Genomic DNA, 26646 nt, shown 5'->3' on the forward strand with positions numbered 1-26646 from the left:
ACGTCTGACTATTTCTTTAGGGGTATTAGCCGGGCAGTGAGTTATCACTGTTCAGCTGTGTGAAACTAGATTAATTTGCTAGCTCTGAGATAGGTGCTGCTGGTCAAGCGGCGTAAGTCTTTATTTATGTGTCAATATCCGCCATAATCCAAAATGTAATTGAAAACTATTCTCGTTTAAGTTGCCAAACCATGACTTAGCTAGCATTTTTCGCGCCTTAGTTCGGCTAATATGCTCGCAAGTTGTGCTCAAAAGATTCAGGAAATCACAAATGAAGTTAAGTGATCTTAATCCCGGTGATCGTGCGTACATTGCAGAAATCGGCCAGTTGTCGTTACCGCAATCAGTAAAACGCAAATTGTTATCTATGGGGATCACCCCCAATACTCATTTTAGTTTGATTCGACGCGCGCCAATGGGCTCTGGAGTAGAGCTCAATATCCGTGGTAGCCGCTTATGTATGCGTCGTGATTTAGCCGATATTATTGAAGTAGAGATTACCAATGACTAAGCCGTTTCATTGTGTCACTGTCGGTAACCCGAATGCGGGTAAATCGACCTTATTTAATGCGTTAACCGGTGCTAATCAACATGTTGGTAACTGGGCCGGGGTGACGGTAGAAAAGAAAACTGGCAGTTTTACCCTTAAGGGAACTGAAGTTAAGTTAACCGATTTACCTGGTATTTATGATTTATTGCCAGCAGGTAGCCAGTGCGATTGCTCGCTCGATGAGCAGATTGCCCAGCAATATTTAGCCGAAGCTAAGATTGATGGCATCATCAATATGCTCGATGCCACCAACATTGAGCGCCATTTGTACCTGACAGTGCAATTGCGTGAACTCGGCATTCCTATGGTGGTTGTAGTCAATAAGATGGACGTGGCTCGCGAGCACGGCATCGAGGTTGACTTTGAAGCCATTACGGCGGCATTAGGTTGTCCTGTTATCGGTGTATGCGCTAAAGATGATGCTGATATTGAACAAATTCAGCAATTAGTGGTAAAGCTGCTTGACGGTAACATTAGTGAGCAAGCCTTAGTGCTCAACTATGATAGCCGCATTGAACATGCGCTGACGCAAACCATGGCGCAGCAAACCGATTTAAGCCGAGGTCGCACTTTGGCTATGTTTGGTCATGGTTTAGGTTGTGGTTCATGTGCTAACGGTCAGTTGCAATCGCAAGTCATAGCTTGCGCTAAAGAATTAACTGAGTCAGGGCTTGATATTGAAGTCATGATTGCCGCCACGCGTTTTGACTTTGTTGAAGTGATTTTTCAAAAGACAGTAACCAGTAGTGGTAAGCCGACCTTAAGTGATCGTCTTGATAAAGTGATGCTGCATCCCATCTTAGGCATTCCGATTTTCCTCGGTGCCATGTATTTGATGTTTATGTTTGCCATTAATGTCGGCAGCAGTTTCATTGATTTCTTTGATATCAGTGCCGGCACCTTATTTGTGGATCATTTTGGCGCCTTGCTGGAAAGCATAGGCTCACCGAGTTGGTTAGTGACTATTTTGGCGGGCGGTATTGGCCAAGGCATACAAACAGTAGCCACCTTTATTCCAGTAATTGCCTTTTTATTCTTAGGCTTATCTGTCTTAGAAAGTTCTGGCTACATGTCACGCGCGGCCTTTGTGGTCGATGGTTTAATGCGCCGCATTGGTCTGCCAGGTAAGGCTTTCGTGCCTATGATAGTGGGCTTTGGTTGCTCTGTGCCGGCAATTATGGCGACCCGTACGTTAGGCAGTCAGCGTGAGCGGATTGTGACTGGTATGATGGCGCCATTTATGTCGTGCGGCGCACGTTTACCTGTATACGCCTTATTTGCCGCGGCATTTTTCCCAGAACATGGTCAGAATTTAGTGTTCTTACTGTATTTATTGGGAATTGTCGCCGCCATAGGTACTGGATTATTATTGCGCTATACCTTGCTGCCAGGCAGCAGTAGTGCGGTGGTGATGGAATTACCTGATTACGAATTACCTAAATTAATGCCATCACTTAAGCGTGCGGGTAAGCGGACTAAGGGATTCATTTTCGGCGCCGGTAAAACCATAGTTATCGTCGTGACCTTGCTTAACTTTGTTAATGCGATTGGCACTGATGGTAGTTTTGGCCATGAAGACTCGAAAGCTTCACTGCTGAGTGTCGTTAGTCAGCAAATTACGCCTGTGTTCACCCCTATGGGCGTAGAAGCGCATAACTGGCCAGCGACTGTGGGTATTGTCACAGGTATTTTTGCTAAAGAAGCTGTGGTCGGCACGTTAAACAGCTTATATACCGATGCAACCCCTACTGATGAAGGCTTAACGCCATTAAGTGAAAGCTTTATGGAAGCGCTGCATACCATTCCAGATAATTTATTTGGGATTGATTTGCGCGACCCATTATCGTTAGCGGTTGGTGAGATTGCTAACCAGCAGGTAGCAGCAGAAGAGCAGGGCGTTGATACTTCAACCTTTACTGCGCTGCAGGTAGGTTTTGGTAGCACGATTGCCGCCTTCAGTTATTTGCTGTTTGTGTTGCTCTATACCCCATGTGTGGCGGCTATGGGCGCCTTAGTGAATGAATTTGGGATACGCTGGGCAAGATTTGCCGCCTTATGGACCTTTGGTTTAGCTTATGGTTCAGCGACCTTAGTGTACCAAGTGGGTACCTTTAACCAGCATCCACTGCAGTCGTCAATGTGGATAGTGGCGATTATCTCATCACTGCTAGCGTTTGTGGCTTGGCTTAAGCATTTAGCTAAGCGCACCGAGCAAACACCGCTTGCCATCAAAGTGGTTACTGAATAAACATAACGCGTTGAAACAAAGCAGCCAGATGGCTGCTTTGTTGTTTTTATTCAGAGTTATTCAGAGTTTTTTAGTCTGGGGATTGTGCTGAGGCCTGATCTGTAGGATCATTATCGTTTAGTCAAATTGCCACTGCTGTAAAGAGGAATTCCATGAGTCATGTGGACAACGAAGCGCGTCCAAGCAACTTCATTCGCAACATCATTGATGAAGATCTGAAGAGCGGTAAACATACCCAGGTTCATACTCGCTTTCCGCCAGAGCCTAATGGTTACCTGCATATCGGTCATGCTAAATCTATTTGCCTTAACTTTGGCATTGCCAAAGATTACCAAGGCCAATGTAACTTGCGTTTTGATGATACCAACCCTGAAAAAGAGAACATAGATTATGTTAACTCTATCCAGCGGGATGTGCAGTGGCTCGGTTTCCAGTGGACCGGTGACATACATTATTCATCCGATTACTTCGATCAACTGCACGATTATGCGGTGGAACTTATCGAAAAAGGTTTAGCTTATGTGTGCTTTATGAGCCCTGAGCAGACCCGTGAATACCGTGGTAACTTAAAAGAGCCAGGTAAAGATAGCCCGTGTCGCAATACTGATGTTGTTGAAAACTTGGCTTTATTTGCCAAGATGCGCAACGGTGAGTACAAAGAAGGTGAGTGTGTTCTGCGCGCTAAAATCGACATGGCATCACCATTTATGTGTATGCGTGATCCGATTATTTACCGCGTGAAATTTGCCCATCATCACCAAACTGGTGATAAGTGGTGCATTTATCCTATGTACGACTTTACTCATTGTATTTCTGATGCGCTGGAAAATATCAGTCACTCATTATGTACGTTAGAGTTCCAAGACAACCGTCGTCTGTATGACTGGGTGCTTGATAATCTGAGTGATTTCCAGCAGCCAAATCGTACTCGTCAGTACGAGTTTTCGCGCTTAAATTTAGAATACACCTTAATGTCTAAGCGTAAGCTTAATGACTTAGTGGTGCGCGAACTGGTATCTGGTTGGGATGACCCACGTATGCCGACCATTGCTGGTCTTCGTCGTCGTGGTTATACCCCAGCGGCTATTCGTGAATTCTGCAAGCGCATTGGTGTAACTAAGCAAGACAACCTGATTGAAGTTGGCATGTTAGATGCGTGTATTCGTGAAGAATTAAACGAACATGCACCGCGCGCTATGGCAGTCATTAAGCCTGTTAAAGTGATTATTGAAAACTTTAGCGGTGATAATGAAATGATTAAGGCGCCTATGCACCCGAATCTGCCAGAAATGGGCGAGCGTACCTTGGCCTTTGGCCGTGAAATCTTTATTGATGCTGAAGACTTCCGTGAAGAAGCCAACAAGCAATACAAGCGCTTAGTGCAAGGTAAAGAGGTGCGTTTACGCAATGCCTATGTCATTAAAGCTGAGCGTTGTGATAAAGACGTAGATGGTAATGTGACCACCATTTATTGTACTTATGACCCTGAAACTTTAGGTAAAAACCCAAGCGATGGGCGTAAAGTAAAAGGCGTAATTCATTGGGTTGAAGCAAGCTCTGCCGTCCCTGCTGAATTCCGTTTATATGGTCGTCTATTTACTGATGCTAACCCTGCTGCTGCTGACACTGTGGATGAAGTGCTGAATCCAGAATCATTGGTCGTGCGTCACGGTGTGGCTGAAGCATCGCTGGCTAACGCTGCTGCTGAGCAAGCTTATCAGTTTGAGCGTGAAGGTTACTTCTGCGCGGATAACAAGGATTCAAGCCCTGAACATTTAGTGTTTAACTTGACCGTCGCTCTGCGTGATACTTTTGCTTAATCAGATACTTTTGCTTAAGCAATAGTCATCGCAAAAAACGAAAGGCCACTTAAGAGTGGCCTTTTTTATTGCGCGCTAAAACTTAAGCAATACATTAAACGTAGGCTGGGCCAAAACCAAAACTCCAAATAATCACGCTCCCTGTCATTAGCGCGACCAGTAACACTAAGCCTGCGGTGACTACTGAGCTTGCATAAATAAAGCCTTTCTCTTCTGGGATATGCATCATGATGGGCACACCGGTATATAAAAGGTATACCGAATACGTTAGCCCAACTAACCCGACTAACATCATCACCCAAATCACAGGGTAAAGTGCGCCAAAGCCCACCATAAACAGCGGCGTTGCCGTATATACCGCAAGTTCAAAAGATTGAGTATAAGTCGGCGTTGAATCGAAGGTTTTTGCCATCCAGAAGATGAGGTACGCGAGGGCAAACACCCCACCAATTAAGCCAAAGTAGGTGGCTATTGACATGTAAATCGCACTTTCATTGGTAAGAAATAATTTGTCACCCACACCTAAGTCCCAACCTATATGGGCGTTGGCAAAGTATGAGCAAATAGCTGGTATTAACGCGACTAAAAAGATGTGGCCTAAGCTGTCGGCAATCGATTCGTGGTTATCATCAATGTGATGCCACTCTTCCTTTGGATGTGTGTAGAGTCCTTTTATGTGATCTAATATCATATGCAAATGTCCTCATAGTGTCCCCAATAATCGCCGCACGACAGATAAAAGCGATTTCACTTACAGTCTATTTATCGTGCATCATCTTAATAAGATCAAGATTTGGCTGTATTTCAATCAAGCTCGTCACATCCATTTAAGCCAAGTGGTTTGTTTAATGCGTGAGCAAATTACCGAGCGTCATGGTTAACAAGTCCAGATTTAGCGCTAATCCAGTGCTTGCCTGTGGTAAAATAGCCAAAATTGCTATGAGTCTTTTTAGGTAATATGGATTTAATACTGGCACCGATAACTAATTTTTTGCACTGCGAAACCCCTCAATCTTGGCTGGATGAGGCGCAAAAGCCTGAAAACTTAAAAGTGATTTTACTTGATCACTTAATTTGCGAATTAAAGGCGGGTCAGTCGGCCATGTTTCTTATTCGTAAATATGCCGTTGATAAAGAAAGTGGCGATGCTTTGCTTGCTTGGTTTAAGCCTTATGAAGATTTTGCATATCGCAAAATCGGTGATTGGCAAAGTCTTGGGCAAGTTAAAGGCGTGTCTAAAAGCATGTTGCCAAAATCTGGTACGGCTTATGGCCAAGATTTGATTGATAAGATGGTGCTACTGATTAAAGAAGAGCTGCATCATTTTTATCAAGTTCTTGAGATCATGGCTGAATACAATATTCCTTATGAAACCATTAGCTCAAGTCGTTATGCCAAAGGCCTGCTTAGCCATGTGATCACTCATGAACCGCATACCTTAATTGATAAGCTGATTTGCGGCGCTTATATTGAAGCTCGCTCGTGTGAGCGCTTTGCCAAATTAGCGCCATTGGTGGATAAGCGTTTGGGGGATTTTTATGTGTCGTTACTGCGCTCGGAAGCCCGTCATTATCAGGATTATCTGGCATTAGCTGAGCAAATTGCAGGGCATGATATTAGCGATCGAGTGCGCTATTTTGGTGTGATGGAAGCTGATTTAATTCTATCTGCAGATAATGATTTTAAGTTTCATAGCGGCGCGCCAGAATAGCTACTAGCTAAGTGAAACACTAAGCAAATGGGTAAGCTGTTAGATAAAACAAAGAGCTCAGTTAACACGCTGAGCTTTTTAATGACAATTCACTTTGAAAAGGGCAGTTGCTGCAAACTCACCTCATCAGGTGTCATTGTGAGTACGCTGCCTTGCTGATACCAATCTCCCACAACCATGCGCTGCTTATTGTGAGCCAGAGAATGAATATTCGGTCTATGGGTATGGCCGTGGATCATCCATTCACATTGATATTGCAGTAATAAAGCATCAACGCTTGCAGGTTCTACATCCATGATTTCCATAGTTTTACTGCGATTGCCACTTTTACTCTTAGCGCGAATATTGGCAGCTATGCTAAGGCGTTTGCGCTTAGGCAATTTGCCATACAACCATCTAAATACGCCGATATTGCGAAAGCGGCGAAAACGTTGGTAAGCAGCATCTAAGGTGCATAAGCTATCGCCATGCAAAAGTAGACAAGTTTTACCATAAATATTGGTCGCATAATGCTCTGGCAATAATTGTAAGCCTGCGCGTTTGGCAAACTGTTTGCCGAGCATAAAATCGCGATTGCCATGGATATAGTAAATAGGGATGCGCGTTGAAACTTGCAATAACTGTTCAGCCAGTTGCTTGGCAAAGGGTTCGGCCAAGTCATCACCTACCCACACCTCAAATAAGTCACCGATGATATATAAGGCATCTGTGTCATTGGGGAGTTGCTGTAAGAAGGTTTCAAAGGCTTGCGTGATATCAGGGCGATCAGAACTTAAATGCAGATCGCCAATAAAAAGAGTGCGCATTAGCTCAAATTATTCGCTAATGGTAACGCTTTCAATCACAACTGGCTCTAAAGGAACATCTTGATGCATCCCCTTGTTGCCTGTGCTCACGCCTTTTATCGCGTTAACCACGTCCATGCCTTCAACAACTTCGGCAAATACGCAGTAGCCATAACCTTGAGTCGTTTCTTTAGTGAAATCTAAGAAGGTGTTGTTGTTGACGTTAATGAAGAACTGACCGGTAGCAGAATGTGGATCTGAAGTACGAGCCATAGCTAAGGTTCCGATTTTATTCGATAAACCGTTGTTGGCTTCGTTCTTAATGGTAGCGCGAGTGGTTTTTTGCTGCATAGCAGTATCAAAACCACCGCCTTGAACCATGAAACCATCAATTACGCGATGGAAAATGGTGCCATCGTAAAAGCCGTCTTTAGCATATTGAGCGAAGTTTTCTGCGGTGGCAGGGGCATTGTCAAAATCTAATTGAATTTTAATATCGCCGTGGTTGGTATGTAATGTAATCATTTTCGTAAGACTCTTGTATAAATGTGGGCGGATTCTAACTTATAAGACCCTGAGCTTAAAGGGCAGTGTTCAATCTTGTCTGACCCATGATAAACTCGATGGTAGATTTTTATTTTAATCATATCTTTAAAGAGAATGCCGATGTTGCAAATATACAACAGTATTACCCGCCAAAAACAAGAGTTTGTACCCATAGTGCCAGGTAAAATCGGCATGTATGTGTGCGGGGTAACCATTTATGATTTATGTCATATTGGCCATGGGCGCACCTTTGTTTCATTCGATATGATAGTTCGCTATCTGCGCTACAAGGGTTATGAGGTTAATTTTCAACGAAATATTACTGACATTGACGATAAAATCATTAAGCGCGCTAACGAAAATAATGAGACCTGTGAGTCATTAACTGAACGCTTAATTGCTGAAATGCATCAAGATTTCGATGCGCTTAATATGATGCGCCCTGACTTTGAGCCACGTGCCACCTTGCATATTGCTGAAATCATTGACATGGTTGAGCGATTAATCGAGCGCAAACACGCTTATGTGGCCACTAACGGTGATGTACTGTTCAGCGTGCCATCATTCCCTGAGTATGGCCGTTTATCGGGTCAAGATTTAGATCAACTGCAAGCTGGCGCGCGCGTTGAAGTCGATGAGCATAAGCATAATCCAATGGATTTTGTGCTGTGGAAAATGTCTAAGCCGGGTGAACCTACCTGGGAATCACCATGGGGACCGGGCCGCCCTGGTTGGCACATTGAATGTTCAGCCATGAACAGCAAGCATTTAGGTCTGCATTTTGATATTCATGGTGGCGGCAGTGATTTACAGTTCCCCCATCATGAAAATGAAATTGCTCAGTCTTGCTGCGCCCATGACACGCCATATGTGAACTACTGGATGCACACCGGCATGGTGATGGTTGATAGAGAAAAAATGTCTAAATCATTAGACAACTTCTTCACTATCCGCGATGTATTGTCTCACTATGACGCACAAACCGTACGTTACTTCTTACTGTCTGGTCACTATCGCAGCCAATTAAATTATTCAGAAGATAATTTAAAGCAAGCTCGTGCGGCGTTAGAACGCTTATACACAGCATTAAATGACTTAGATTTAACGGTGACGGCAGCGCCTGCCACTGATTATGTCAGCCGTTTTACGGCAGCTATGGATGATGACTTCAACACCCCTGAAGCCTATTCAGTGCTGTTTGATATGGTGCGTGATATTAACCGCTTGAAGCTTGAAGATATCAACGCGGCTTCTGCCTTAGGTGTTGCCATGAAGCAACTCGCTGATGTACTTGGCATTATGAGCCAAGATGCCGATAGCTTTTTTAAAGGCGAAGGCACAGATGATGAAGTGGCAGAAATTGAAGCCTTAATTGTTGAGCGTAATCGCGCTCGAACTGAAAAAGATTGGCCAGCGGCCGATGTTGCTCGCGATCGCATCAATGCGTTAGGGGTTGTGCTTGAAGATGGCCCAAGTGGCACTACTTGGCGCAAGAAGTAATACGCTTACTTGAAATATCAGTGAGTCATACTTGATTCATATTCGCTAATAAAAAACGCCAGCAATTGCTGGCGTTTTTGTTGTTGTATTCTTTATACCTTGATTTTCTACATCATGGCTGTTGAAGCTTAATCAGTGTTTAGCAGGTGTTTAAGCTGCAAACTATCAAGCATCCTGCTGGTCATGATATTGCTCAGCGGCAAATAAGGTATTTTCTAATAGGCTGGCAATCGTCATCGGGCCAACTCCGCCAGGCACTGGCGTAATAAATTGCGCGCGGTTAACGGCGCCATCAAAATCAACATCACCGACTAACTTACCTGAATCTAAACGGTTAATACCAACATCTATCACAATGGCGCCAGGCTTAATCCAATCGCCAGGAATAAAGTGCGGTTTACCGACAGCAACCACTAGTAAGTCGGCGCGGCGAATTTTACCTTCAAGATCTTTGGTAAAACGATGACAAGTGGTAGTAGTGCAGCCTGCGAGTAATAATTCCAGCGTCATTGGCCGGCCAACTATGTTGGAGGCACCCACAATCACAGCATCTAAACCATAGGTATCAATGCCGGTGGACTCAATCAAGGTCATAATGCCTTTAGGGGTGCAAGGCCGCAGCAAGGGATTGCGCTGGGCTAAACGGCCGATGTTGTAAGGATGAAAACCATCAACATCTTTATCTGGCGCAATCCGTTCAATTACTTTAGCGTCACTGATATGAGCGGGTAGGGGCAATTGCACTAAAATGCCATCGACTTTAGGGTCGGCGTTGCACTCATCAATCAGAGTCAATAATGCATGTTCTGAAGTATCAGCCGGTAAATCATAAGAATAAGAGGCAAAACCCACTTCCTCACAGGCTTTACGCTTACTGCCAACATACACTTGTGACGCGGGATCGGCACCGACTAAAATGACAGCCAGTCCGGGTGGACGTTTACCTTGTGCGATTCTCTCGCTGACGGCGTGGGCGAGACGGTGGCGAACGGCTTGTGAAATAACTTTCCCATCGATAATTTGGGCTGTCATGGTGGTACATGTCCTCGTAGCGTGACAGTGAAAAACACCGCCATTCTAGCAGTCTGTGTTTCTGGTGTCATAAAAGACTAATAAACGCTGTGTTTCGACTTTAAATCAATGTATTGATAGGAAATGCTGTAAAAATACGCCAATTGATTTATATTTCAGCAATCAGTGGTTGCGGGGTAAAAAAGGGGTTGACGCCATTCACCTGTACCGCTAATATGCGCTCCGTTCTCCGGCGGTAAGTGAGCCGCTAACAAGTCTGATGGTTGAAAGAGTTAAGCTCTTTATCTTGTTAGATAAGAACATTCGGTGATTAGCGCAGCCCGGTAGCGCATCTGCTTTGGGAGCAGAGGGTCAGAGGTTCGAATCCTCTATCACCGACCATATTCGATTTAATGCTTAGCATTGAGTCAAACACTATTAGGAAATAGTGTTTACTGTTAACCATGCGCCCGTAGCTCAGTTGGATAGAGCATCCGCCTTCTAAGCGGATGGTCGCAGGTTCGAATCCTGCCGGGCGTACCAAAATTATGGTGATTGTAGCTCAGTTGGTAGAGTCCCGGATTGTGATTCCGGTTGTCGTGGGTTCGAGCCCCATCAGTCACCCCATTATAAAAATAAAAAAAGCGACCTCTGGTCGCTTTTTTTATGTCCGATTGCAGGGAATTGCCCCTCGACTCAACAAAAAACGCTGGCTATAATGTCGCGTCTTGATCAGTATCAACTCCGAGCGAGAAGTGCCACAAATCTAATACGATAGGCATTCAAGCGTAATTAAATCAAGCAACGAATACCTGAATAGTTGATGACTCGACTATTACAAAGGACGTTAGACATATTTCGAGGTAATACAATGCAAGTTTCTGTTGAAACAACTCAAGGCTTAGAGCGTCGCCTGACAATTAGTGTACCAGCTGAACAAATCGAAAAGCTGGTTAATGATAACCTGCAACGTGAAGCCAAGCGCGCACGTATCCCAGGTTTCCGCCCAGGTAAAGTTCCTGCTAGCGTGATCAACAAGCGCTATGGCGCTGCGATTCGCCAGGAAGTGACTGGTGAAATCATGCAACGTAACTTCATCGAAGCTATCATTGCTGAGAAAATGAATCCAGCCGGTGCTCCAACTTTCGTACCAGGTCAATCTGATGCTGAAAAGTTTGAATTCGTAGCGACTTTTGAAGTTTACCCAGAAGTTACTCTGACTGGTTTAGATGCTATCGAAGTAGAAAAGCCTACTGCTGAAGTTACTGACGCTAACGTAGCGACTATGATCGAAACTCTGCGTAAGCAACACGCTACTTTCGACGCAGTTGAGCGCGCTGCTGCTGAAGGCGACAAAGCTATTATCGATTTCGTCGGTAGCATTGACGGTGAAGAATTTGACGGCGGCAAAGCTGAAGGCTTCGAGCTGGAATTAGGCAGCAACCGTATGATCCCAGGTTTTGAAACTGGTGTTATCGGTCATAAAGCCGGTGAGCAGTTTGATATCGAAGTGACCTTCCCAGAAGATTACCACGCTGAAAACTTGAAGGGTAAAGTAGCTACTTTCGCTATTACCTTGAATGAAGTGCGTGCCGCATCTTTACCAGAAGTCACTGATGAGTTCGCAACTCTGTTCGGCATTTCTGAAGGCGGCGTTGCTGCTTTAGAAGCTGAAATCCGTAAGAACATGATTCGCGAATTAGAGCAAGCTTTGAAAGCTAACGTTAAGCAGCAAGTGATTGAAGGCTTATTAGCTAACAATGAACTGAGCCTGCCTAAAGCTATGATCGAAAGCGAAATCAACGTATTGCGTCAGCAAGCTATGCAACGTTTTGGTGGCCAAGCCGCTAACATGCCTGAATTACCAGCTGACTTGTTCACTGAGCAAGCTGAGCGTCGCGTTAAAGTAGGTCTGTTGTTAGGTGAAGTGATCAAGACTAACGAGCTGAAAGCTGATGAAGCTCGTGTTGTAGCACTGATTGAATCTATGGCTTCTGCCTATGAAGATCCAAGTGAAGTAATCGCTTATTACAACAATAACAAAGAGCTGATGCAGAATATGCGCAACGTTGCTTTAGAAGAGCAAGCGGTTGAAGCCTTACTGTCAGGCGCTAAAGTTGCTGAAAAAGCAGTTGAGTTCGAAGAATTTATGAACAAGGCTGGCGCTCGCGCGTAAGTGAAACTTGACTTATTTGGCACTTAGCCATTTATAATGGTTCGTATGGGGCTCCTCATACGAGCCATTTTTTATTTTAGGGAAACTAATAATGGTTAATACGTCGGGATCCGTACAAAATGCACTCGTACCTATGGTTGTTGAACAGACAGCTAAAGGTGAACGCTCGTATGACATTTATTCACGCTTACTTAAAGAGCGTGTGATTTTTCTGGTGGGTCAAGTTGAAGAACATATGGCCAATTTGATTGTGGCGCAGTTATTGTTCCTTGAATCTGAAAATCCAGATAAAGACATTCATTTGTATATCAACTCACCTGGCGGTAGTGTGACTGCGGGTATGGCGATTTATGACACCATGCAATTCATTAAGCCAAACGTCAGTACTGTATGTATTGGCCAAGCTGCCAGCATGGGCGCATTTTTATTAGCTGGTGGTGCTCCAGGTAAGCGTCATTGTTTACCTAATTCACGAGTAATGATCCATCAGCCTCTGGGTGGTTTCCAAGGTCAAGCTTCTGATATCGCTATTCATGCTCAGGAAATTTTGGGCATCAAGAATAAGCTCAATCAAATGCTGGCGGATCACACTGGTCAATCGTTAGAAGTAATTGAACGTGACACGGATCGTGACAATTTCATGAGCGCAACTCAGGCTGTGGACTATGGTCTGGTTGATTCCGTGTTAACTAAACGTGGCTGATCTTTGCTGATTGCTGGGCTATGCTCAGAGATAAGCGATGAAAAAAATCTAGGCAGTAGAGCAAGCTGCAGATGAGGTAGTAGAATGGGCGATAACAAGAGTAACGGTGATGGCGGCAAACTGCTGTATTGCTCTTTTTGTGGAAAGAGTCAGCATGAAGTACGCAAATTAATAGCTGGCCCTTCCGTCTATGTTTGCGATGAATGCGTTGAATTATGCAATGACATTATTCGTGAAGAAATTAAAGAGATTTCTCCAAAACGCGGGCAAGAAAAATTACCGACTCCGCATGAATTACGTGCGCATTTAGATGATTACGTGATTGGCCAAGAAAAAGCCAAGAAAGTATTGTCGGTAGCCGTGTATAACCATTACAAGCGCTTAAAGAACGCCAGTCCAAAAGACGGCGTTGAACTAGGCAAGAGTAATATTCTGCTGTTAGGCCCAACCGGTAGCGGTAAGACCTTATTGGCAGAAACCTTAGCGCGTTTCTTGAATGTGCCATTCACTATGGCTGATGCCACCACGTTAACCGAAGCCGGTTATGTGGGTGAAGACGTTGAAAACATCATTCAGAAATTACTGCAAAAATGTGATTACGACGTAGAGAAAGCGCAGCGCGGTATCGTCTATATCGATGAAATTGATAAAATCAGTCGAAAGTCTGACAACCCATCAATTACTCGCGACGTGTCTGGTGAAGGTGTGCAGCAAGCTTTACTTAAGCTGATTGAAGGAACTGTTGCTGCAGTACCACCACAAGGCGGCCGTAAGCACCCTCAGCAAGAGTTTTTGCAAGTAGATACCTCTAAGATCCTGTTTATCTGTGGCGGCGCTTTTGCTGGCCTAGAGAAGGTGATTGAGCAACGCTCGCACAAAGGTTCAGGCATAGGTTTTGGTGCTGAAGTTAAAGGTCAAAGCGATAAAGCCACAATTTCACAAACCTTAGCTCAGGTAGAACCTGAAGATTTAGTGAAGTTTGGCTTAATTCCAGAATTTATTGGCCGTTTACCTGTGTTAGCCACTTTGGAAGAGCTGGATGAAGCTGCCTTAGTGCAGATTCTATCTGAGCCTAAAAACGCGCTGACTAAGCAGTATGCTGCGTTATTTGAGATGGAAAACGTTGAGCTTGAGTTCCGTGAAGATGCGCTGCGCGCCATAGCGCACAAAGCTATGACACGTAAGACAGGTGCTCGTGGTCTACGTTCTATCGTTGAAAGCATTCTGCTTGATACCATGTATGACTTGCCGTCAGCAGAAGGTGTAGTGAAAGCTGTGGTTGATGAATCTGTGGTTAAAGGTGAATCTGCACCAATCTTGATGTATGAAAATACTGAAGCGCAAGTTGCGTCCGGTGAGCATTAATTAAGCGATTGTAATTAAATCGAAAAATAAAGGAGCCTTAGGGCTCCTTTTTTTCGTATAGTCCATTGAAACACTATCCCTTGCCCCAATATACTCGCTAATAATGCAACTAAAAAACGGAATCGAGCTATGACAATAGAGCGTGAGACGCAAATCGAACTTCCCGTGCTGCCCCTACGTGATGTAGTGGTTTATCCTCATATGGTTATTCCGTTGTTCGTGGGTAGAGAGAAATCAATTCGCTGCCTTGAAACTGCAATGGAGTTGGATAAACAAATTATTCTGGTAGCTCAGCGCGATGCCGATCTAGATGAACCAACCGTAGATGATATTTATGAGGTGGGTACGGTTGCCTCTATTTTGCAATTACTTAAATTGCCGGATGGAACCGTCAAAGTATTAGTCGAAGGCGGGCGCCGTGCTCGCATTACTCGCTTTACTCAAGAAAACGAATTTTTTGTCGCTAAGGCTAAATACCTAGAATCTGCTGACATGGAAGACAAGGAAGAAGAAGTCCTTGTTCGTAGTGCATTAAGTCAATTCGAAGGTTATGTTAAGCTTAACAAAAAGATCCCGCCAGAAGTCCTGACCTCATTGTCAGGCATTGATGAAGCCGCGCGTCTAGCAGATACCATGGCTGCGCATATGCCATTGAAATTGGCTGACAAGCAATCTGTGCTGGAAATGGTTAACATTTCCGAGCGTTTAGAATATCTGATGGCCATGATGGAAGCGGAAATTGACCTGTTACAGGTTGAAAAACGCATTCGTTCTCGCGTCAAAAAGCAGATGGAAAAGAGTCAGCGCGAGTATTACCTCAACGAACAGATGAAAGCCATTCAAAAAGAACTTGGCGATCTCGATGAGGGCGGTGATGAATTTGATGTGCTTGCCAAGAAGATTGAAGATGCTGGCATGCCAAAGGATGCCAAAGATAAGGCCATTGCTGAGCTCAATAAGCTGCGGATGATGTCGCCTATGTCGGCTGAAGCCACTGTGGTGCGCTCATACGTCGATTGGATGACTTCAGTGCCTTGGAAAGAGCGCTCACGCATCAAGAAAGATTTAGGCAAAGCGCAAACTATTCTGGATGCTGATCACTTTGGCTTAGAAAAAGTCAAAGATCGCATTTTGGAGTATTTAGCGGTTCAAAGCCGAGTTAAACAGCTTAAAGGCCCTATTTTATGTTTAGTCGGACCACCAGGTGTTGGTAAAACCTCATTAGGTCAGTCGATTGCTAAAGCGACAGGACGCGAATATGTACGAGTTGCCTTAGGCGGCGTACGTGATGAAGCGGAAATTCGTGGTCATCGCCGTACTTATATTGGTTCTATGCCAGGAAAGATTATCCAAAAAATGGCTAAAGTCGGGGTTAAGAACCCGCTATTTTTGCTCGATGAAATCGACAAAATGAGCTCGGATATGCGTGGCGACCCGGCATCAGCCTTGCTTGAAGTGTTAGATCCTGAGCAGAACTCAACCTTTAGCGATCACTACTTAGAAGTGGATTACGACCTATCGGACGTGATGTTTGTGGCAACATCTAACTCTATGGATATTCCAGGACCACTGCTTGACCGCATGGAAGTGATTCGTTTATCGGGTTACACCGAAGATGAAAAACTTAATATTGCTAAGCAGCACTTACTGACTAAGCAGCTTGAGCGTAATGGCTTGAAGAAGAGTGAAATCAGCATAGATGATGGCGCGCTACTCAACATTATTCGCTACTACAGCCGTGAAGCGGGTGTACGTGCGCTTGAGCGTGAGTTATCAAAGATTTGCCGTAAAGTCGTTAAACAAATTCTGCTGAATAAAGACATTAAGCATGTTGATGTTACCGCTGATAATCTAAAAGAATTTTTAGGCGTGCAGCGTTTTGATTACGGTAAAGCGGAAAGTAAAAATCAAGTCGGTCAAGTGACGGGCTTAGCATGGACACAAGTCGGTGGTGATTTACTCACTATTGAAGCTACCTCTGTGGCTGGTAAAGGCAAACTGCTGTTTACCGGTTCATTAGGCGATGTCATGCAAGAGTCGATTCAGGCGGCGATGACAGTGGTGCGTGCCCGCGCTGAGCAATTGGGAATTAACGCTGATTTTTATGAGAAACGTGATATCCATGTGCATGTGCCAGAAGGCGCTACTCCGAAAGATGGACCTTCAGCTGGCGCAGCTATGTGCACGGCTTTAGTGTCAAGCTTAACGGGTAATCCAGTTCGCGCTGATGTTGCTATGACAGGTGAAATTACCTTACGCGGTGAAGTGTTACCTATTGGTGGCCTTAAAGAAAAACTGTTAGCAGCGCATCGCGGCGGCATCAAACACGTGTTGATCCCTAAGGAAAACGAACGTGATTTGGAAGAAATTCCACAAAATGTTATCGCCGATTTGTGCATTCATCCTGTGCGTTGGGTGGATGAAGTACTTAAATTAGCCTTGGAAAGACCGGTCGAAGGTTTTGAAGTGGTTAAAAAATAGCAAAAACGCAAGAAATTGCGCTAACACACTAAAAAATTGAAAAAAATGGATTAACAAACGCTATTCATGTGGTAGCCTAAGTTTGTGAAGGGTCGGTTGCCCCTAGCCCTTGGGGTGACTGGCTTCTAGCAACTTCCAATATTATATTTTGGTTTTTTGATTAGGCTTGCTCTTTGTGAATAAGCTTGTTATAAAAGCCTCCGCAGTCCGCTCTTAACATGGATTTGGATGCGGAGCGAAAAATTACATTCAAGGGGATGACATGAACAAATCTGAACTGATCGAGAAAATTGCTACTGGTGCTGATATTTCTAAGGCGGCTGCTGGCCGTGCACTGGATTCTTTCATTGAAGCAGTTTCTGAAGGTCTGAAAGAAGGCGATAAAATTTCTCTAGTTGGTTTTGGTACTTTTGAAGTACGTCAGCGCGCTGAGCGTACTGGCCGTAATCCACAAACTGGTCAAGAAATTAAGATTGCAGCAGCTAACATTCCAGCTTTCAAAGCCGGTAAAGCGCTGAAAGACGCAGTTAACTAAGATTGCGCACGGCCTTTAAGGGCTCGTAAAATGAAGCACTGCCTAGCAGTGCTTTTTACGAATTAAAAGGTGGTGATTCAATTGAGTCGGCGCCGGCAATATGACAACAGTTATAGTTGCAAAGACATTAAAGGCGCACCAGCAATGGCTGCGCTTTTTTATTTTTTTTTCGCCAATAAGCGAGTTCAACAATGTTAGAAAAAATTCGCGAAGGTTCACAAGGGGTCATTGCCAAGAGTATTTTGGTACTTGTGATACTGTCTTTCGCATTTGCAGGAGTCAGCAGCTATTTAGGCACTTCGACTGAAGTACCCGCTGCGACAGTGAATGGCCAAGAAATTACCCAAGCACAATTAGAACATGCGTTCCAAGGTGAGAAGTCACGTATGGAACAACAGTTGGGTGACATGTTCGCGGCCTTATCTGCCGATGATAACTACATGAACCGTTTAAAGCAGTCAGTATTAGATCGCTTAATTGGTGATATCTTACTGGATCAAGCGGCCGATAAAATCGGTTTACGAGTTTCTGACGAGCAGATTAAGCAAGCCATTTTCACTGAAACTGCGTTCCAAACCAATGGTCAGTTTGATAACGAACGTTATCAAGCGGTATTGCGTCAGTTAGGCTATCAGCCAATTCAATTCAGCGACATGATGCGCCAAGACATGACTCGCCGTCAGTTGGTGAGCTCAGTGGTTGGCAGTGAGTTCGTGTTAGCGGGTGAAGCTGAGCAATTAGCTAAACTTCAAGGCCAGACGCGTAATATTCGCTACCAAATTATCGATGCGGCGCCTTTAGCGGCCAATGTGGTGATTAGCGATGAGCAAGCAAAAAGTTTTTATGATACTAATCAAGCGCAATTTACTAGCCCAGAGCTTGTAAGCTTAGATTATGTTGACTTAGATTTGTCGCAAATGGCGAAGACGGTTGCTGTGACTGATGAGCAAGCGCAAGCCTATTATGATGAGCACAAGACGGATTATCAGACTGCTGAAAAGCGTCTGGCTGCACATATCCTGATTGATGCCGGTCAAGAAGGCGCTGAGCAGAAAGCCAATGACATTCATCAGCAGTTGTTAGCAGGCGCTGATTTTGCGCAGTTAGCCAAGCAAGAGTCTAGTGACAAGTTCACGGCGGTTAATGGCGGTGAACTGGATTGGTTTGAACAAGGCGTGATGTCGCCTGAGTTCGATGAAGCCTTGTTTGCTATTACTGCCAAGGGCGGTGTATCTGCGGTGGTTAAATCTGACTATGGTTATCAAATCATTAAGTTAGTGGATGTTCAACCTGGTCAAGCCGAAGCCTTTGATACAGTGAAAGCTGAAATCATAGCTAAGCTGCAGCAAGATAAAGCCACTAACGAGTTTTACCAGTTGCAACAAAAGCTGGCTGACGTGTCTTATGAAGTGCCAGATAGTTTGATTGATGCGGCGCAAGCCATCAATGGTAAAGTGCAAACCACTGAATTATTTAGCCGTCAAAATGCTCCAGCAGGCTTTAATACTCCTGAGATAGTGAAAGCGGCCTTCTCTGAGCAAGTATTATTATCAGGCTTGAACTCAGATGTGCTACAGATTGCCCCTAATCATGTGATGGTACTGCGTTTGAACAAGCACCAACGTGCAGGTTCTGTTCCGTTTGCTGATGTAAAAGCCGATATCGTGGCGCGTTTACAGCAAGAGCAAGCGTTAGAGCAAGCTAAAGTGGCGGCGCAAAACGTAATGGCTAGCATCAAGGCGGATAAACCAGATGCTAACTTAGTGGCTCAGGATAAGATTGGGCGTTATACCCAAGATATTAATCCTGCCATAGTGACTAAGGCTTTCCAAATGCCAAGCCCACAAGGCACGCCAGTAGTTGATACTGTGGCTTTAAGCCAAGGTTATGGCGTAGTCGTGTTAGACGGCGTTAATGCCGCTGAAGGCATTACGGCTGAAGTATTAGCGACCCTAAGCCAAGGCTTAAGCACGTCACTGAGTCAAACTGACTATATGGCTATGATTGATAGCTTAAAGAAAACAGCTGAAATTACTTTCCCTACGGAATAGTGCTTTAAATCGTCATTCTTAAAATGAGATAACAAAAAGGTCAGCAGCTGCTGACCTTTTTTATTAGCAATTAATCCATAGATTAATCAACAGCAACCATTACGCTGCTTGCTTTAACGATAGCGTAAGCTTCGCCACCGACTTTTAAGCCTAAAGCTTCGCAAGCGTTCTTAGTCACGATAGAAGTGATAACAACGTTTGGTGCTACTTCGATGGCTACTTCATTGTTTACTGAACCTTCAGCGATAGAAACTACAGTGCCTTTCAGGTTGTTGCGTGCGCTAATTTTCATAATATATTCCTAAATATTTCAATTGGTTGGAGCGGACTAGATAATAATAAAAAAGGCTATCATTAAGATAGCCATTTTACGTAAGAATGTGATCTATTAGAGATTGATGACATCAAACTCAACCGCAGTACTCACATCAGCCTCATAATCTATGCTGTCGATACCAAAACCGAACAACTTGATAAATTCTGCTTTGTATTCAAGGTAGTCAGTTAATTGCGCTAAATTCTCTGTGGTCACTTGTGGCCACAATTGCTGGCAATGCTGCTGAATATCTTCTCTTAATTCCCAATCATCTAAACGCAGGCGGTTGTCTGCATCAGTTTGTGGTTGTGCACCATCGTCTTGATATAAGCGCTCGCGGAACAAACGCAAAATCTGCTCCATGCAACCTTCATGCAGGCCTTGCTCACGCATCTTTTTAAAGACCATAGCAATGTAAAGTGGCATGACAGGAATGGCTGAGCTTGCTTGAGTCACAACGCTTTTTAATACTGCCACATTAGCGCTACCGCCAGTTGGAGCTAATAAGCTGTTTAACTCATGAGCGGCGCGATCTAAATCCATCTTGGCTTTGCCAAGGGCGCCATGCCAGTAGATAGGCCAAGTGATTTCAGTGCCTATGTAAGAATAAGCCACTGTTTTGCAGCCTGGCGCTAATACGCCGGCATCATTCAGGGCATCAATCCACAATTCCCAGTCTTGGCCGCCCATCACAGTGACAGTATCAGCAATCTCTTGCTCGGTAGCAGGTTCAACTGACGCTTCAATGATGCAGTCTTTATTGGTATCAACCGCAGTGGCAGTATAAATGTCACCAATAGGCTTTAATGATGAGCGAATAAGCTCGCCGCTGTCAGGCATTTTACGAACGGGCGATGCCAGTGAGTACACCACCATATCAATTTGGCCAAGATCAGCTTTGATAAGTTCGATAACTTTGGCTTTAGCTTCATGGCTGAAGGCATCGCCATTGATAGATTTGGCATAAAGGCCCGCTTCTTTGGCAAACTTGTCATAGGCGGCAGAGTTATACCAACCGGCAGTACCAGGTTTGGCTTCTGTCGATGGCTTCTCAAAGAATACGCCTATGGTTGCAGCGCCGCAGCCAAAGCCCGCGGCAATACGAGATGACATGCCATAACCACTGGAGGCTCCCACGACTAATACGCGCTTAGGACCGTGCTTAATTGGGCCTTGGGCTTTAGTCAGGTTGATTTGCTCTAACACATTGGCTTCACAGCCTAATGGATGAGTGGTCGTACAGATAAATCCACGAATTTTCGGTTTAATAATCATGAGATCGCTTCTAGAGTCAACTTTGCACAATAGGATAATGATTTCAGTGAATAAATGGCACTGCTATTTTGCCATCATCCCTAAAATTCACAGTGGTTGGAGCAGTATAGTGTTAGTAATAGCCATGGTTTTAGCCATGAGCCATTGCGACCATACTCACTCGCCTTACCGCACTAACAACTATTTACGGCTTAAACTATTTACGATTGAACAATAAGTCCTGCTCGGCAATAAGCCTTTGGGTATATTCATGCTGAGGATGGTTAAATAATTCTTCAGTACGGGCTTTTTCAACCACTACACCTTTTTGCATCACCATGATTTTGTCACTAAATTGACGAATGATGCCAAGATGATGCGATACAAAAATGTACGATAATCCCAGCTCTTGCTGCAGTTTTAGCAATAAATTCAGAATTTGCGAGCGGACGCTAAAGTCGAGTGCGGTTAAGGCTTCATCGGCAATAATGATTTTAGGATCGAGCATTAATGCTCGTGCCACCGCGACGCGCTGTTTTTGACCTTCAGAAATCATGTGCGGGTAAAATTCAGCATGTTCAGGTAGCAGGCCAACTTTGCGTAAAGTATCAAATACTTGCTTGTTAATAGTGGCTTTATCTAACTGAGTATTAAAGCGTAACGGTTCAGCCAAGAGTTCACCAATGGTGAGCCTTGGGTTAAGCGAGGTGTTAGGATCTTGAAATATCATGCGAATGAGGCGGCAGCGTTTAGAGTTATCATGGCTATCTAATGACACGCCTTCAAACAAGATTTCCCCATTAGTGCGCGGCTCAGCGCCCACTAAGATACGGGCCAAGGTACTTTTACCTGACCCAGCTTCACCTACTATCGCTAAAGTTTCGCCGGCATTAAGCTCAAAACTCACGTCGGATAATGCTTGTGAGTATTGCTTGCGCAGGCGTCGATAACCGCTGAAATAGCGTTTATTGAGATGGTTTACTTTAAGCAGCGCTGTCGTCATTGTCTGACTCGGTTTGGTATGGGAAATGACAGGCATAATACCTATCGCGAATATGGCGTAAATTCGGTTGATTCACGCATTGTCTTTGCGCTTGTGGGCAACGCGGCCCTAAACGACAGCCAATGGGTAAATGCTGCAGCGGCGGCGCCGAGCCTGCAAGCGTTGGCATGATCATCTTATGACGCATGGGATTACCATAATCAGGTAAACATTCGAGCATAGCTTTGGTATAAGGATGAAACGGACTTGCAAGCAGCTCTTCGGTTGGACCAGATTCCATCACTTGCCCAGAGTAAAATACAGTTACGCGCCCGCACCATTGCGCTAATGTTTCAATTTCATGGCTAATCAATAAGATGGAAACATCTTGCAGTTGATTGAGCTTAGATAGCAATCTAAAAATTTGTGCCTGAGTACTGACTTCCATCAGGTTGGTGGGTTCATCGGCAATCAGCAGTTTGGGCTGCTTTGCTAGTGCCATGGCAATCATCACTTTTTGGCATTCGCCTTCTGATAACTCCCACGCATAACGGCGGATAATGCGGTCGGGATCTTTAACGCCGACTTTATGTAACCACTTTTGCATATTAAGCTTGCGGGCTTTACCCCGTTGCCAAAAAGGTAATTGCGGGTTGCTCGGCATAGCTTCAAGTAATTGCGCGCCGATGGTGATGGAGGGATCTAAGCTTGCCGATGGGTCTTGAAATATCATAGAAATTTCTGAACCCATGATTTGCCGCCTTTGTTGTTGTGGCATTTCTAACAAGTTCATGCCATCCCACATCATGCGATCGACGGTGACCGTCCAATTGGCTTCTGGAATGCCCATAATGGCGCGCGCCAGTAGGGTGCGACCAGAGCCCGATTCCCCAAGCAAGCCATGCACTTCACCGGCATTTAAGGTTAAGCTGACTTTTTCTAGGGCTTTAACTCGGCCGTAGGGCGTATCTAACTCGATGGTTAAGTTTCTAATATCAAGTAATGGCATATTATTGATTCCCTCGTGACATGGCGGTACGTAACCCATCGCCAACTAGGTTTATCGATAACACAGTAAAAAGCAGCGCAAGTCCAGGAATGGTGACATTCCAAGGTGCGACTAATAAAGAGTCAATTCCTTGCGCCACCATAGCGCCCCATTCTGGGCTCGGTGATTGCGCGCCAAGACCTAAAAAACCTAAGGCGGCTATATCTAAAATAGCGGCAGAAATGGCTAGGGTGGTCTGCACTATTAAGGCGTCCCATATATTAGGTAAAATCACATACCAGTAAACTTGCAAGGTATTAGCGCCATCAAGCCTTGCGGCGGTCACATACTCTTTTTGTGACTCTTCGTGCACGGCTTGATGAATAGCGCGCACAAATTGCGGCGTTAACGATAAACCCACAGCCCAAAATACATTTTGAATGCCAGGGCCAGCTACTGCGACCAACAATATCGCCATTAACAGTGACGGAATGGATAAGAGGGCGTCCAGTAAGTGCGACAGAATGGAAGATTTAAGCCCGCTCATCATACCTGACAATGAGCCTATGATAAAACCCACCACTAAGGCGGTGAATACGACCAGTAAAGATAAGCCTAAGGTGAGCTGCGCGCCATAAAGGATACGGCTGAAAATATCGCGCCCCAGAGTATCTGTCCCTAAAAAGTGCTCAACCGTACCGGCCGGATCCCATGAAGGCGGCAGTAAAATTGACTGAGTATTTTGAAGTTGCGGCGCATAAGGCGCCATTAATGGGCCAAAGATAGCAATGACTAACAATAAGCCCACGGCCCATAAACCCACCACAGAAAAGGGGTTAGAGCAAAACGACCGCCACACCCGTTTACGAGGGGAGGGAATGCGCTCTTCTTGATAAATACTAATGGGAGGCATAAATCTCTTTCCTACTTTTTGGGTTCGCTGCGGTATGAATAATATCGATAAAAATACTAAAGAAGATGATCAATAAGGCGACCGCCATAATACCGCCTTGAATGACAGTGTAATCGCGCTGATAAATGCCTTGCACTAACCAAGCGCCAACGCCAGGCCAAGCAAAGATCACTTCCACCACTATGGCATAACTGGCAAAGGGACCCAGCATAATGCCTAGGTTTTTGAGTACTGGGATTAAGGCGTTAGGTAGCGCATGTTTCATTACTATTTGGCGAGTATGCAGGCCGCGCGCTTCTGCGGCGCGAATATAGGTTTGCTGCATCACATTCATCATGGCGCTGCGGGTTAAGCGCACAACCACAGTGAATGGAAATACCGCTAAGGTGAAGGCCGGTAAAATCATATGCTGCAAGGCATCAATAAAGGCGCTGTAGCTATATTCATTATCCGATAACAGGCAATCAATCAGTAAAAAACCAGTGACTGGCTGGATGTCATAAAGTAGGTTAATTTGCCCTGAAATCGGAAGCCAGCCTAATTTAACCCCAAACCACAGTGATAAAGACAAACCTAACCAAAATACCGGAATGGAATAGCCTGTGAGCGTAATGGCAATAATACTGTTCTGAGTGAGCTTATCTTTACTTAAGGACGCAATCACGCCAATGGGAATACCAAAACCTAAGGCGAGCATGGCGGTGACTATGATGAGTTCAAACGAGGCTGGCAGTACATCGGCAAGTTCACTGGCAACACTTTGCTGGGAGGTGACTGAGATGCCAAGATTGCCACTTAACCTCTGCTGCAAATAGGCAATAAACTGGCTGAACTGACCATCGTCTAAATGATAATCGCGATTAATTTGCTCGGCTTGTAATTCAGTTGGTTGCTCTATTCCGCTAAGAGCATAACTGCTATTGACAGGGAATAAGTGAGTGGCCACAAACAGCACTAATAACAACACTATACTAGTGGCTAGAAATAAATTAAGGCGTCTTAGTAAGTAATAACTCATGGTTGTAGCTCCTGCACTTGTTTCACCTTATCAAAGGCAATGCCGCCAAAAGCGGGCAAGGGCATATGGCTCACAGTATCATTGACTAAAACCATGCGCTGCGCGTGCGCTAGGCTCACTAAGGGGACTTGTTGACGCACTAATTTTTCGGCATCGGCATACAAAGCCTTACGGGCTAACTGCGATGGCGTGGCGCGCGCTTGATTTAGCAAAGATTCTAACGGGACATGACAAAAACGTGAACGATTAGTGCTACTCATGATGGCGTTACAACTTAGTAACGGCGTAAAGAAGTTATCGGGGTCGCTATTATCTGCGTTCCAGCCAATTAATACCGTATCGTAATCGGCTTGATTGAGCTTATTGATAAACACACTCCAGCCATAACTCACGATGTTGGCTTTAACGCCTATGTTGGCTAAGTCGGCTTGAATGAGTTCGGCGGTTTTGTTGGGGTTAGGGTTGTAGCTGCGCCCGACAGGAGCCGACCAAATATCTAAGCTTAAATCGCTAATGCCAGCTTGCTTAAGTAAGGCAATAGCACGCTCAGGGTCATACACTGAATCGACGTGAATATCATCAAATGCCCAAGATGCTGGCGGTAGTAATCCATGGGCTATTATGCCTTTATCGCGGTAAACCGCATTGAGTATGTTTTGTTTATTGACCGCCATTTCTAAGGCTTGGCGCACTTCTAAGCGATCAAACGGACTCTTTTGGGTGTTAAAGGCCCAAAATGAAACATTTAAGCCCGGGTGGCTCTCAAGTCTAAGCTTTGGATGGAGCTCAACAATGTCAAACTCTACAGGCTTAGGTAAGGCCGAAACACTGCAATCGCCTGTGATTAATTTAACCAGACGGGTAGCGCTTATGGGGGTGATATCAAACACTAACATAGGCAATTGCCCAACCTCACCCCAATAATTAGGATGGCGACGATAACGGATCATTTCATTTTTTACATATTGCTGAAATTGATACGGGCCTGTACCTATGACTTCAGTATCCAAACGCTCGGGCATGTTAGTAAACAATAACTGCTGCGCATATTCACTGGAATGTATGACGGCAAAATCTGTGGCGAGATTCGATAAAAATGTGCCATTCGGCTCAGTTAAGTGAAACACCAGTTCTAAGTCGTTGATTTTGTCTATGCTTTTTATTTGCTTAGCAAAACTGATGCTTTCAAAAAATGGATAGCCAGTTTTTGAAACAAAGTGATAAGGATGGTTTGGGTTGATAATGCGCTCAAATGAAAAGATAACATCATCAGCCGTTAAAGTGCGACTTGGGGTAAAGATGTCACTTTGATGAAATTGCACATCATCGCGTAAGGTAAAGTGATAATTCAGGCCGTCTTGACTGACATGCCATCGTTTGGCGATGGAAGGAACTATGGTCTCTTGTTGATGGTTATATTCCACCAAACGATTAAAAAGCTGCTGAGAGGTGGCATCGATAGTGGTGCCGGATGTCACTAATTGCGGATTAAAGGTCTCTGGATTGCCCTCTGAGCAATAGACTAATCCGGCCGGTAGTGTTTGAGGACTACAGCCACCAAGCATTACCGCCGCGACTAAGGTCAACCCAAGGTAGATAGTGCCACTTAAGGACAGCTTCATATCAAGATCGATTATTATAGATAACAAGAATCGTATTTTAACAGTGCCTTTGAGTTTGGAGCAAACCCAGC

General features: G+C 44.7%; 22 protein-coding genes and 3 tRNA genes. 14 read left to right on the plus strand and 11 right to left on the minus strand.

All coding sequences use genetic code 11. The features are described from left to right. Window positions 1-271 precede the first annotated feature (271 nt). The 3 genes from AC1HDP_RS01655 to glnS all read left to right on the plus strand — a co-directional run bounded on the left by AC1HDP_RS01655 (window position 272) and on the right by glnS (window position 4618). The gene (locus AC1HDP_RS01655) at window positions 272-511 is read left to right on the plus strand and encodes a FeoA family protein (protein WP_140932177.1); all 240 of its coding nucleotides are present in this window, start codon (window positions 272-274) and stop codon (window positions 509-511) included. Beyond that, complete coding sequence (gene feoB, locus AC1HDP_RS01660; RefSeq protein ID WP_479637424.1) at window positions 504-2798, plus strand: Fe(2+) transporter permease subunit FeoB; 2295 nt, start codon at window positions 504-506, stop codon at window positions 2796-2798. The genes AC1HDP_RS01655 and feoB overlap by 8 nt, the downstream gene beginning before the upstream one ends. Before the next feature lie 152 nt (window positions 2799-2950). Continuing rightward, window positions 2951-4618: a glutamine--tRNA ligase gene (glnS, locus tag AC1HDP_RS01665; protein ID WP_479637425.1), complete on the plus strand. Its 1668-nt coding sequence runs from the start codon at window positions 2951-2953 to the stop codon at window positions 4616-4618. Between the two features lie 94 nt (window positions 4619-4712). Here the strand turns inward: glnS and AC1HDP_RS01670 are convergent, their stop codons facing one another. Continuing rightward, entirely contained in the window at window positions 4713-5309 is a 597-nt protein-coding gene (locus AC1HDP_RS01670) for a Yip1 family protein (RefSeq protein ID WP_479637426.1), read from the minus strand. 267 nt (window positions 5310-5576) lie between these two features. Between AC1HDP_RS01670 and miaE the strand changes: the two genes are divergently transcribed. Then, window positions 5577-6329 (plus strand): tRNA isopentenyl-2-thiomethyl-A-37 hydroxylase MiaE, encoded by a 753-nt coding sequence (miaE, locus tag AC1HDP_RS01675; RefSeq protein ID WP_140932181.1) that lies wholly within the window; start codon window positions 5577-5579, stop codon window positions 6327-6329. 89 nt (window positions 6330-6418) lie between these two features. Here miaE and AC1HDP_RS01680 read toward each other — a convergent pair whose 3' ends face one another. Next, window positions 6419-7135 carry a UDP-2,3-diacylglucosamine diphosphatase gene (locus tag AC1HDP_RS01680; RefSeq protein WP_479637427.1) on the minus strand — a complete coding sequence of 239 codons (717 nt, stop codon included), beginning with the start codon at window positions 7133-7135 and terminating at the stop codon, window positions 6419-6421. Between the two features lie 9 nt (window positions 7136-7144). After that, the gene (locus tag AC1HDP_RS01685) at window positions 7145-7639 is read right to left on the minus strand and encodes a peptidylprolyl isomerase (protein ID WP_479637428.1); all 495 of its coding nucleotides are present in this window, start codon (window positions 7637-7639) and stop codon (window positions 7145-7147) included. A 141-nt stretch (window positions 7640-7780) separates the two neighbouring features. On the opposite strand from AC1HDP_RS01685, the gene cysS reads away from it, so the two are divergent. Further along, window positions 7781-9160 carry a cysteine--tRNA ligase gene (cysS, locus tag AC1HDP_RS01690; protein ID WP_479637429.1) on the plus strand — a complete coding sequence of 460 codons (1380 nt, stop codon included), beginning with the start codon at window positions 7781-7783 and terminating at the stop codon, window positions 9158-9160. Window positions 9161-9325: 165 nt separating this feature from the next. Here the strand turns inward: cysS and folD are convergent, their stop codons facing one another. Next, entirely contained in the window at window positions 9326-10192 is an 867-nt protein-coding gene (gene folD, locus AC1HDP_RS01695; RefSeq protein ID WP_479637430.1) for a bifunctional methylenetetrahydrofolate dehydrogenase/methenyltetrahydrofolate cyclohydrolase FolD, read from the minus strand. A 304-nt stretch (window positions 10193-10496) separates the two neighbouring features. On the opposite strand from folD, the gene AC1HDP_RS01700 reads away from it, so the two are divergent. The 9 genes from AC1HDP_RS01700 (at window position 10497) to ppiD (ending at window position 19482) form a co-directional block, all read left to right on the plus strand. Then, window positions 10497-10573 (plus strand) — tRNA-Pro (locus AC1HDP_RS01700). Between the two features lie 64 nt (window positions 10574-10637). Then, a tRNA-Arg gene (locus tag AC1HDP_RS01705) sits at window positions 10638-10714 on the plus strand. Window positions 10715-10722: 8 nt separating this feature from the next. Next, window positions 10723-10798, plus strand: a tRNA-His gene (locus tag AC1HDP_RS01710). Between the two features lie 244 nt (window positions 10799-11042). Then, a complete protein-coding gene (tig, locus tag AC1HDP_RS01715) occupies window positions 11043-12347 on the plus strand; it encodes a trigger factor (RefSeq protein ID WP_479637431.1) in 1305 nt (434 codons plus the stop codon). Between the two features lie 91 nt (window positions 12348-12438). Then, on the plus strand, window positions 12439-13050 hold the full coding sequence (gene clpP, locus AC1HDP_RS01720; RefSeq protein WP_140932187.1) for an ATP-dependent Clp endopeptidase proteolytic subunit ClpP: 612 nt from the start codon (window positions 12439-12441) through the stop codon (window positions 13048-13050). 84 nt (window positions 13051-13134) lie between these two features. Next, the gene (clpX, locus tag AC1HDP_RS01725; RefSeq protein ID WP_140932188.1) at window positions 13135-14415 is read left to right on the plus strand and encodes an ATP-dependent protease ATP-binding subunit ClpX; all 1281 of its coding nucleotides are present in this window, start codon (window positions 13135-13137) and stop codon (window positions 14413-14415) included. A 129-nt stretch (window positions 14416-14544) separates the two neighbouring features. Continuing rightward, window positions 14545-16896: an endopeptidase La gene (gene lon, locus AC1HDP_RS01730; protein ID WP_479637432.1), complete on the plus strand. Its 2352-nt coding sequence runs from the start codon at window positions 14545-14547 to the stop codon at window positions 16894-16896. A gap of 262 nt (window positions 16897-17158) precedes the next feature. Continuing rightward, complete coding sequence (locus AC1HDP_RS01735) at window positions 17159-17431, plus strand: HU family DNA-binding protein (protein WP_140932190.1); 273 nt, start codon at window positions 17159-17161, stop codon at window positions 17429-17431. A gap of 191 nt (window positions 17432-17622) precedes the next feature. Continuing rightward, window positions 17623-19482 (plus strand): peptidylprolyl isomerase, encoded by a 1860-nt coding sequence (gene ppiD / locus AC1HDP_RS01740; protein ID WP_479637433.1) that lies wholly within the window; start codon window positions 17623-17625, stop codon window positions 19480-19482. A gap of 82 nt (window positions 19483-19564) precedes the next feature. Here ppiD and AC1HDP_RS01745 read toward each other — a convergent pair whose 3' ends face one another. From AC1HDP_RS01745 to AC1HDP_RS01775, 7 genes are all read right to left on the minus strand, one after another. Then, a complete protein-coding gene (locus tag AC1HDP_RS01745; RefSeq protein ID WP_479637434.1) occupies window positions 19565-19774 on the minus strand; it encodes a TOBE domain-containing protein in 210 nt (69 codons plus the stop codon). A gap of 96 nt (window positions 19775-19870) precedes the next feature. Next, window positions 19871-21073 (minus strand): enoyl-ACP reductase FabV, encoded by a 1203-nt coding sequence (gene fabV / locus AC1HDP_RS01750; RefSeq protein WP_140932193.1) that lies wholly within the window; start codon window positions 21071-21073, stop codon window positions 19871-19873. Window positions 21074-21269: 196 nt separating this feature from the next. Continuing rightward, on the minus strand, window positions 21270-22055 hold the full coding sequence (locus AC1HDP_RS01755) for a peptide ABC transporter ATP-binding protein (RefSeq protein WP_140934039.1): 786 nt from the start codon (window positions 22053-22055) through the stop codon (window positions 21270-21272). Next, window positions 22036-23043: an oligopeptide/dipeptide ABC transporter ATP-binding protein gene (locus AC1HDP_RS01760; RefSeq protein WP_140932194.1), complete on the minus strand. Its 1008-nt coding sequence runs from the start codon at window positions 23041-23043 to the stop codon at window positions 22036-22038. Before AC1HDP_RS01760 ends, AC1HDP_RS01755 begins: the two co-directional genes overlap by 20 nt. Window position 23044: 1 nt before the next feature. Further along, window positions 23045-23935 carry an ABC transporter permease subunit gene (locus AC1HDP_RS01765; RefSeq protein ID WP_479637435.1) on the minus strand — a complete coding sequence of 297 codons (891 nt, stop codon included), beginning with the start codon at window positions 23933-23935 and terminating at the stop codon, window positions 23045-23047. Then, window positions 23922-24953 carry an ABC transporter permease subunit gene (locus AC1HDP_RS01770; RefSeq protein ID WP_479637436.1) on the minus strand — a complete coding sequence of 344 codons (1032 nt, stop codon included), beginning with the start codon at window positions 24951-24953 and terminating at the stop codon, window positions 23922-23924. Before AC1HDP_RS01770 ends, AC1HDP_RS01765 begins: the two co-directional genes overlap by 14 nt. Next, window positions 24950-26575: an ABC transporter substrate-binding protein gene (locus tag AC1HDP_RS01775; protein WP_479637437.1), complete on the minus strand. Its 1626-nt coding sequence runs from the start codon at window positions 26573-26575 to the stop codon at window positions 24950-24952. Before AC1HDP_RS01775 ends, AC1HDP_RS01770 begins: the two co-directional genes overlap by 4 nt. Window positions 26576-26646: the final 71 nt, after the last annotated feature.

The organism is Shewanella sp. ISS20, assembly GCF_056522965.1.

Bases quoted from the DNA above. Each gene is read 5' to 3' on its own strand.
- AC1HDP_RS01655 (WP_140932177.1), top strand. From the start codon at position 272: ATGAAGTTAAGTGATCTTAATCCCGGTGATCGTGCGTACATTGCAGAA.
- feoB (WP_479637424.1), top strand. From the start codon at position 504: ATGACTAAGCCGTTTCATTGTGTCACTGTCGGTAACCCGAATGCGGGT.
- glnS (WP_479637425.1), top strand. From the start codon at position 2,951: ATGAGTCATGTGGACAACGAAGCGCGTCCAAGCAACTTCATTCGCAAC.
- AC1HDP_RS01670 (WP_479637426.1), bottom strand. From the start codon at position 5,309: ATGATATTAGATCACATAAAAGGACTCTACACACATCCAAAGGAAGAG.
- miaE (WP_140932181.1), top strand. From the start codon at position 5,577: ATGGATTTAATACTGGCACCGATAACTAATTTTTTGCACTGCGAAACC.
- AC1HDP_RS01680 (WP_479637427.1), bottom strand. From the start codon at position 7,135: ATGCGCACTCTTTTTATTGGCGATCTGCATTTAAGTTCTGATCGCCCT.
- AC1HDP_RS01685 (WP_479637428.1), bottom strand. From the start codon at position 7,639: ATGATTACATTACATACCAACCACGGCGATATTAAAATTCAATTAGAT.
- cysS (WP_479637429.1), top strand. From the start codon at position 7,781: ATGTTGCAAATATACAACAGTATTACCCGCCAAAAACAAGAGTTTGTA.
- folD (WP_479637430.1), bottom strand. From the start codon at position 10,192: ATGACAGCCCAAATTATCGATGGGAAAGTTATTTCACAAGCCGTTCGC.
- tig (WP_479637431.1), top strand. From the start codon at position 11,043: ATGCAAGTTTCTGTTGAAACAACTCAAGGCTTAGAGCGTCGCCTGACA.
- clpP (WP_140932187.1), top strand. From the start codon at position 12,439: ATGGTTAATACGTCGGGATCCGTACAAAATGCACTCGTACCTATGGTT.
- clpX (WP_140932188.1), top strand. From the start codon at position 13,135: ATGGGCGATAACAAGAGTAACGGTGATGGCGGCAAACTGCTGTATTGC.
- lon (WP_479637432.1), top strand. From the start codon at position 14,545: ATGACAATAGAGCGTGAGACGCAAATCGAACTTCCCGTGCTGCCCCTA.
- AC1HDP_RS01735 (WP_140932190.1), top strand. From the start codon at position 17,159: ATGAACAAATCTGAACTGATCGAGAAAATTGCTACTGGTGCTGATATT.
- ppiD (WP_479637433.1), top strand. From the start codon at position 17,623: ATGTTAGAAAAAATTCGCGAAGGTTCACAAGGGGTCATTGCCAAGAGT.
- AC1HDP_RS01745 (WP_479637434.1), bottom strand. From the start codon at position 19,774: ATGAAAATTAGCGCACGCAACAACCTGAAAGGCACTGTAGTTTCTATC.
- fabV (WP_140932193.1), bottom strand. From the start codon at position 21,073: ATGATTATTAAACCGAAAATTCGTGGATTTATCTGTACGACCACTCAT.
- AC1HDP_RS01755 (WP_140934039.1), bottom strand. From the start codon at position 22,055: ATGACGACAGCGCTGCTTAAAGTAAACCATCTCAATAAACGCTATTTC.
- AC1HDP_RS01760 (WP_140932194.1), bottom strand. From the start codon at position 23,043: ATGCCATTACTTGATATTAGAAACTTAACCATCGAGTTAGATACGCCC.
- AC1HDP_RS01765 (WP_479637435.1), bottom strand. From the start codon at position 23,935: ATGCCTCCCATTAGTATTTATCAAGAAGAGCGCATTCCCTCCCCTCGT.
- AC1HDP_RS01770 (WP_479637436.1), bottom strand. From the start codon at position 24,953: ATGAGTTATTACTTACTAAGACGCCTTAATTTATTTCTAGCCACTAGT.
- AC1HDP_RS01775 (WP_479637437.1), bottom strand. From the start codon at position 26,575: ATGAAGCTGTCCTTAAGTGGCACTATCTACCTTGGGTTGACCTTAGTC.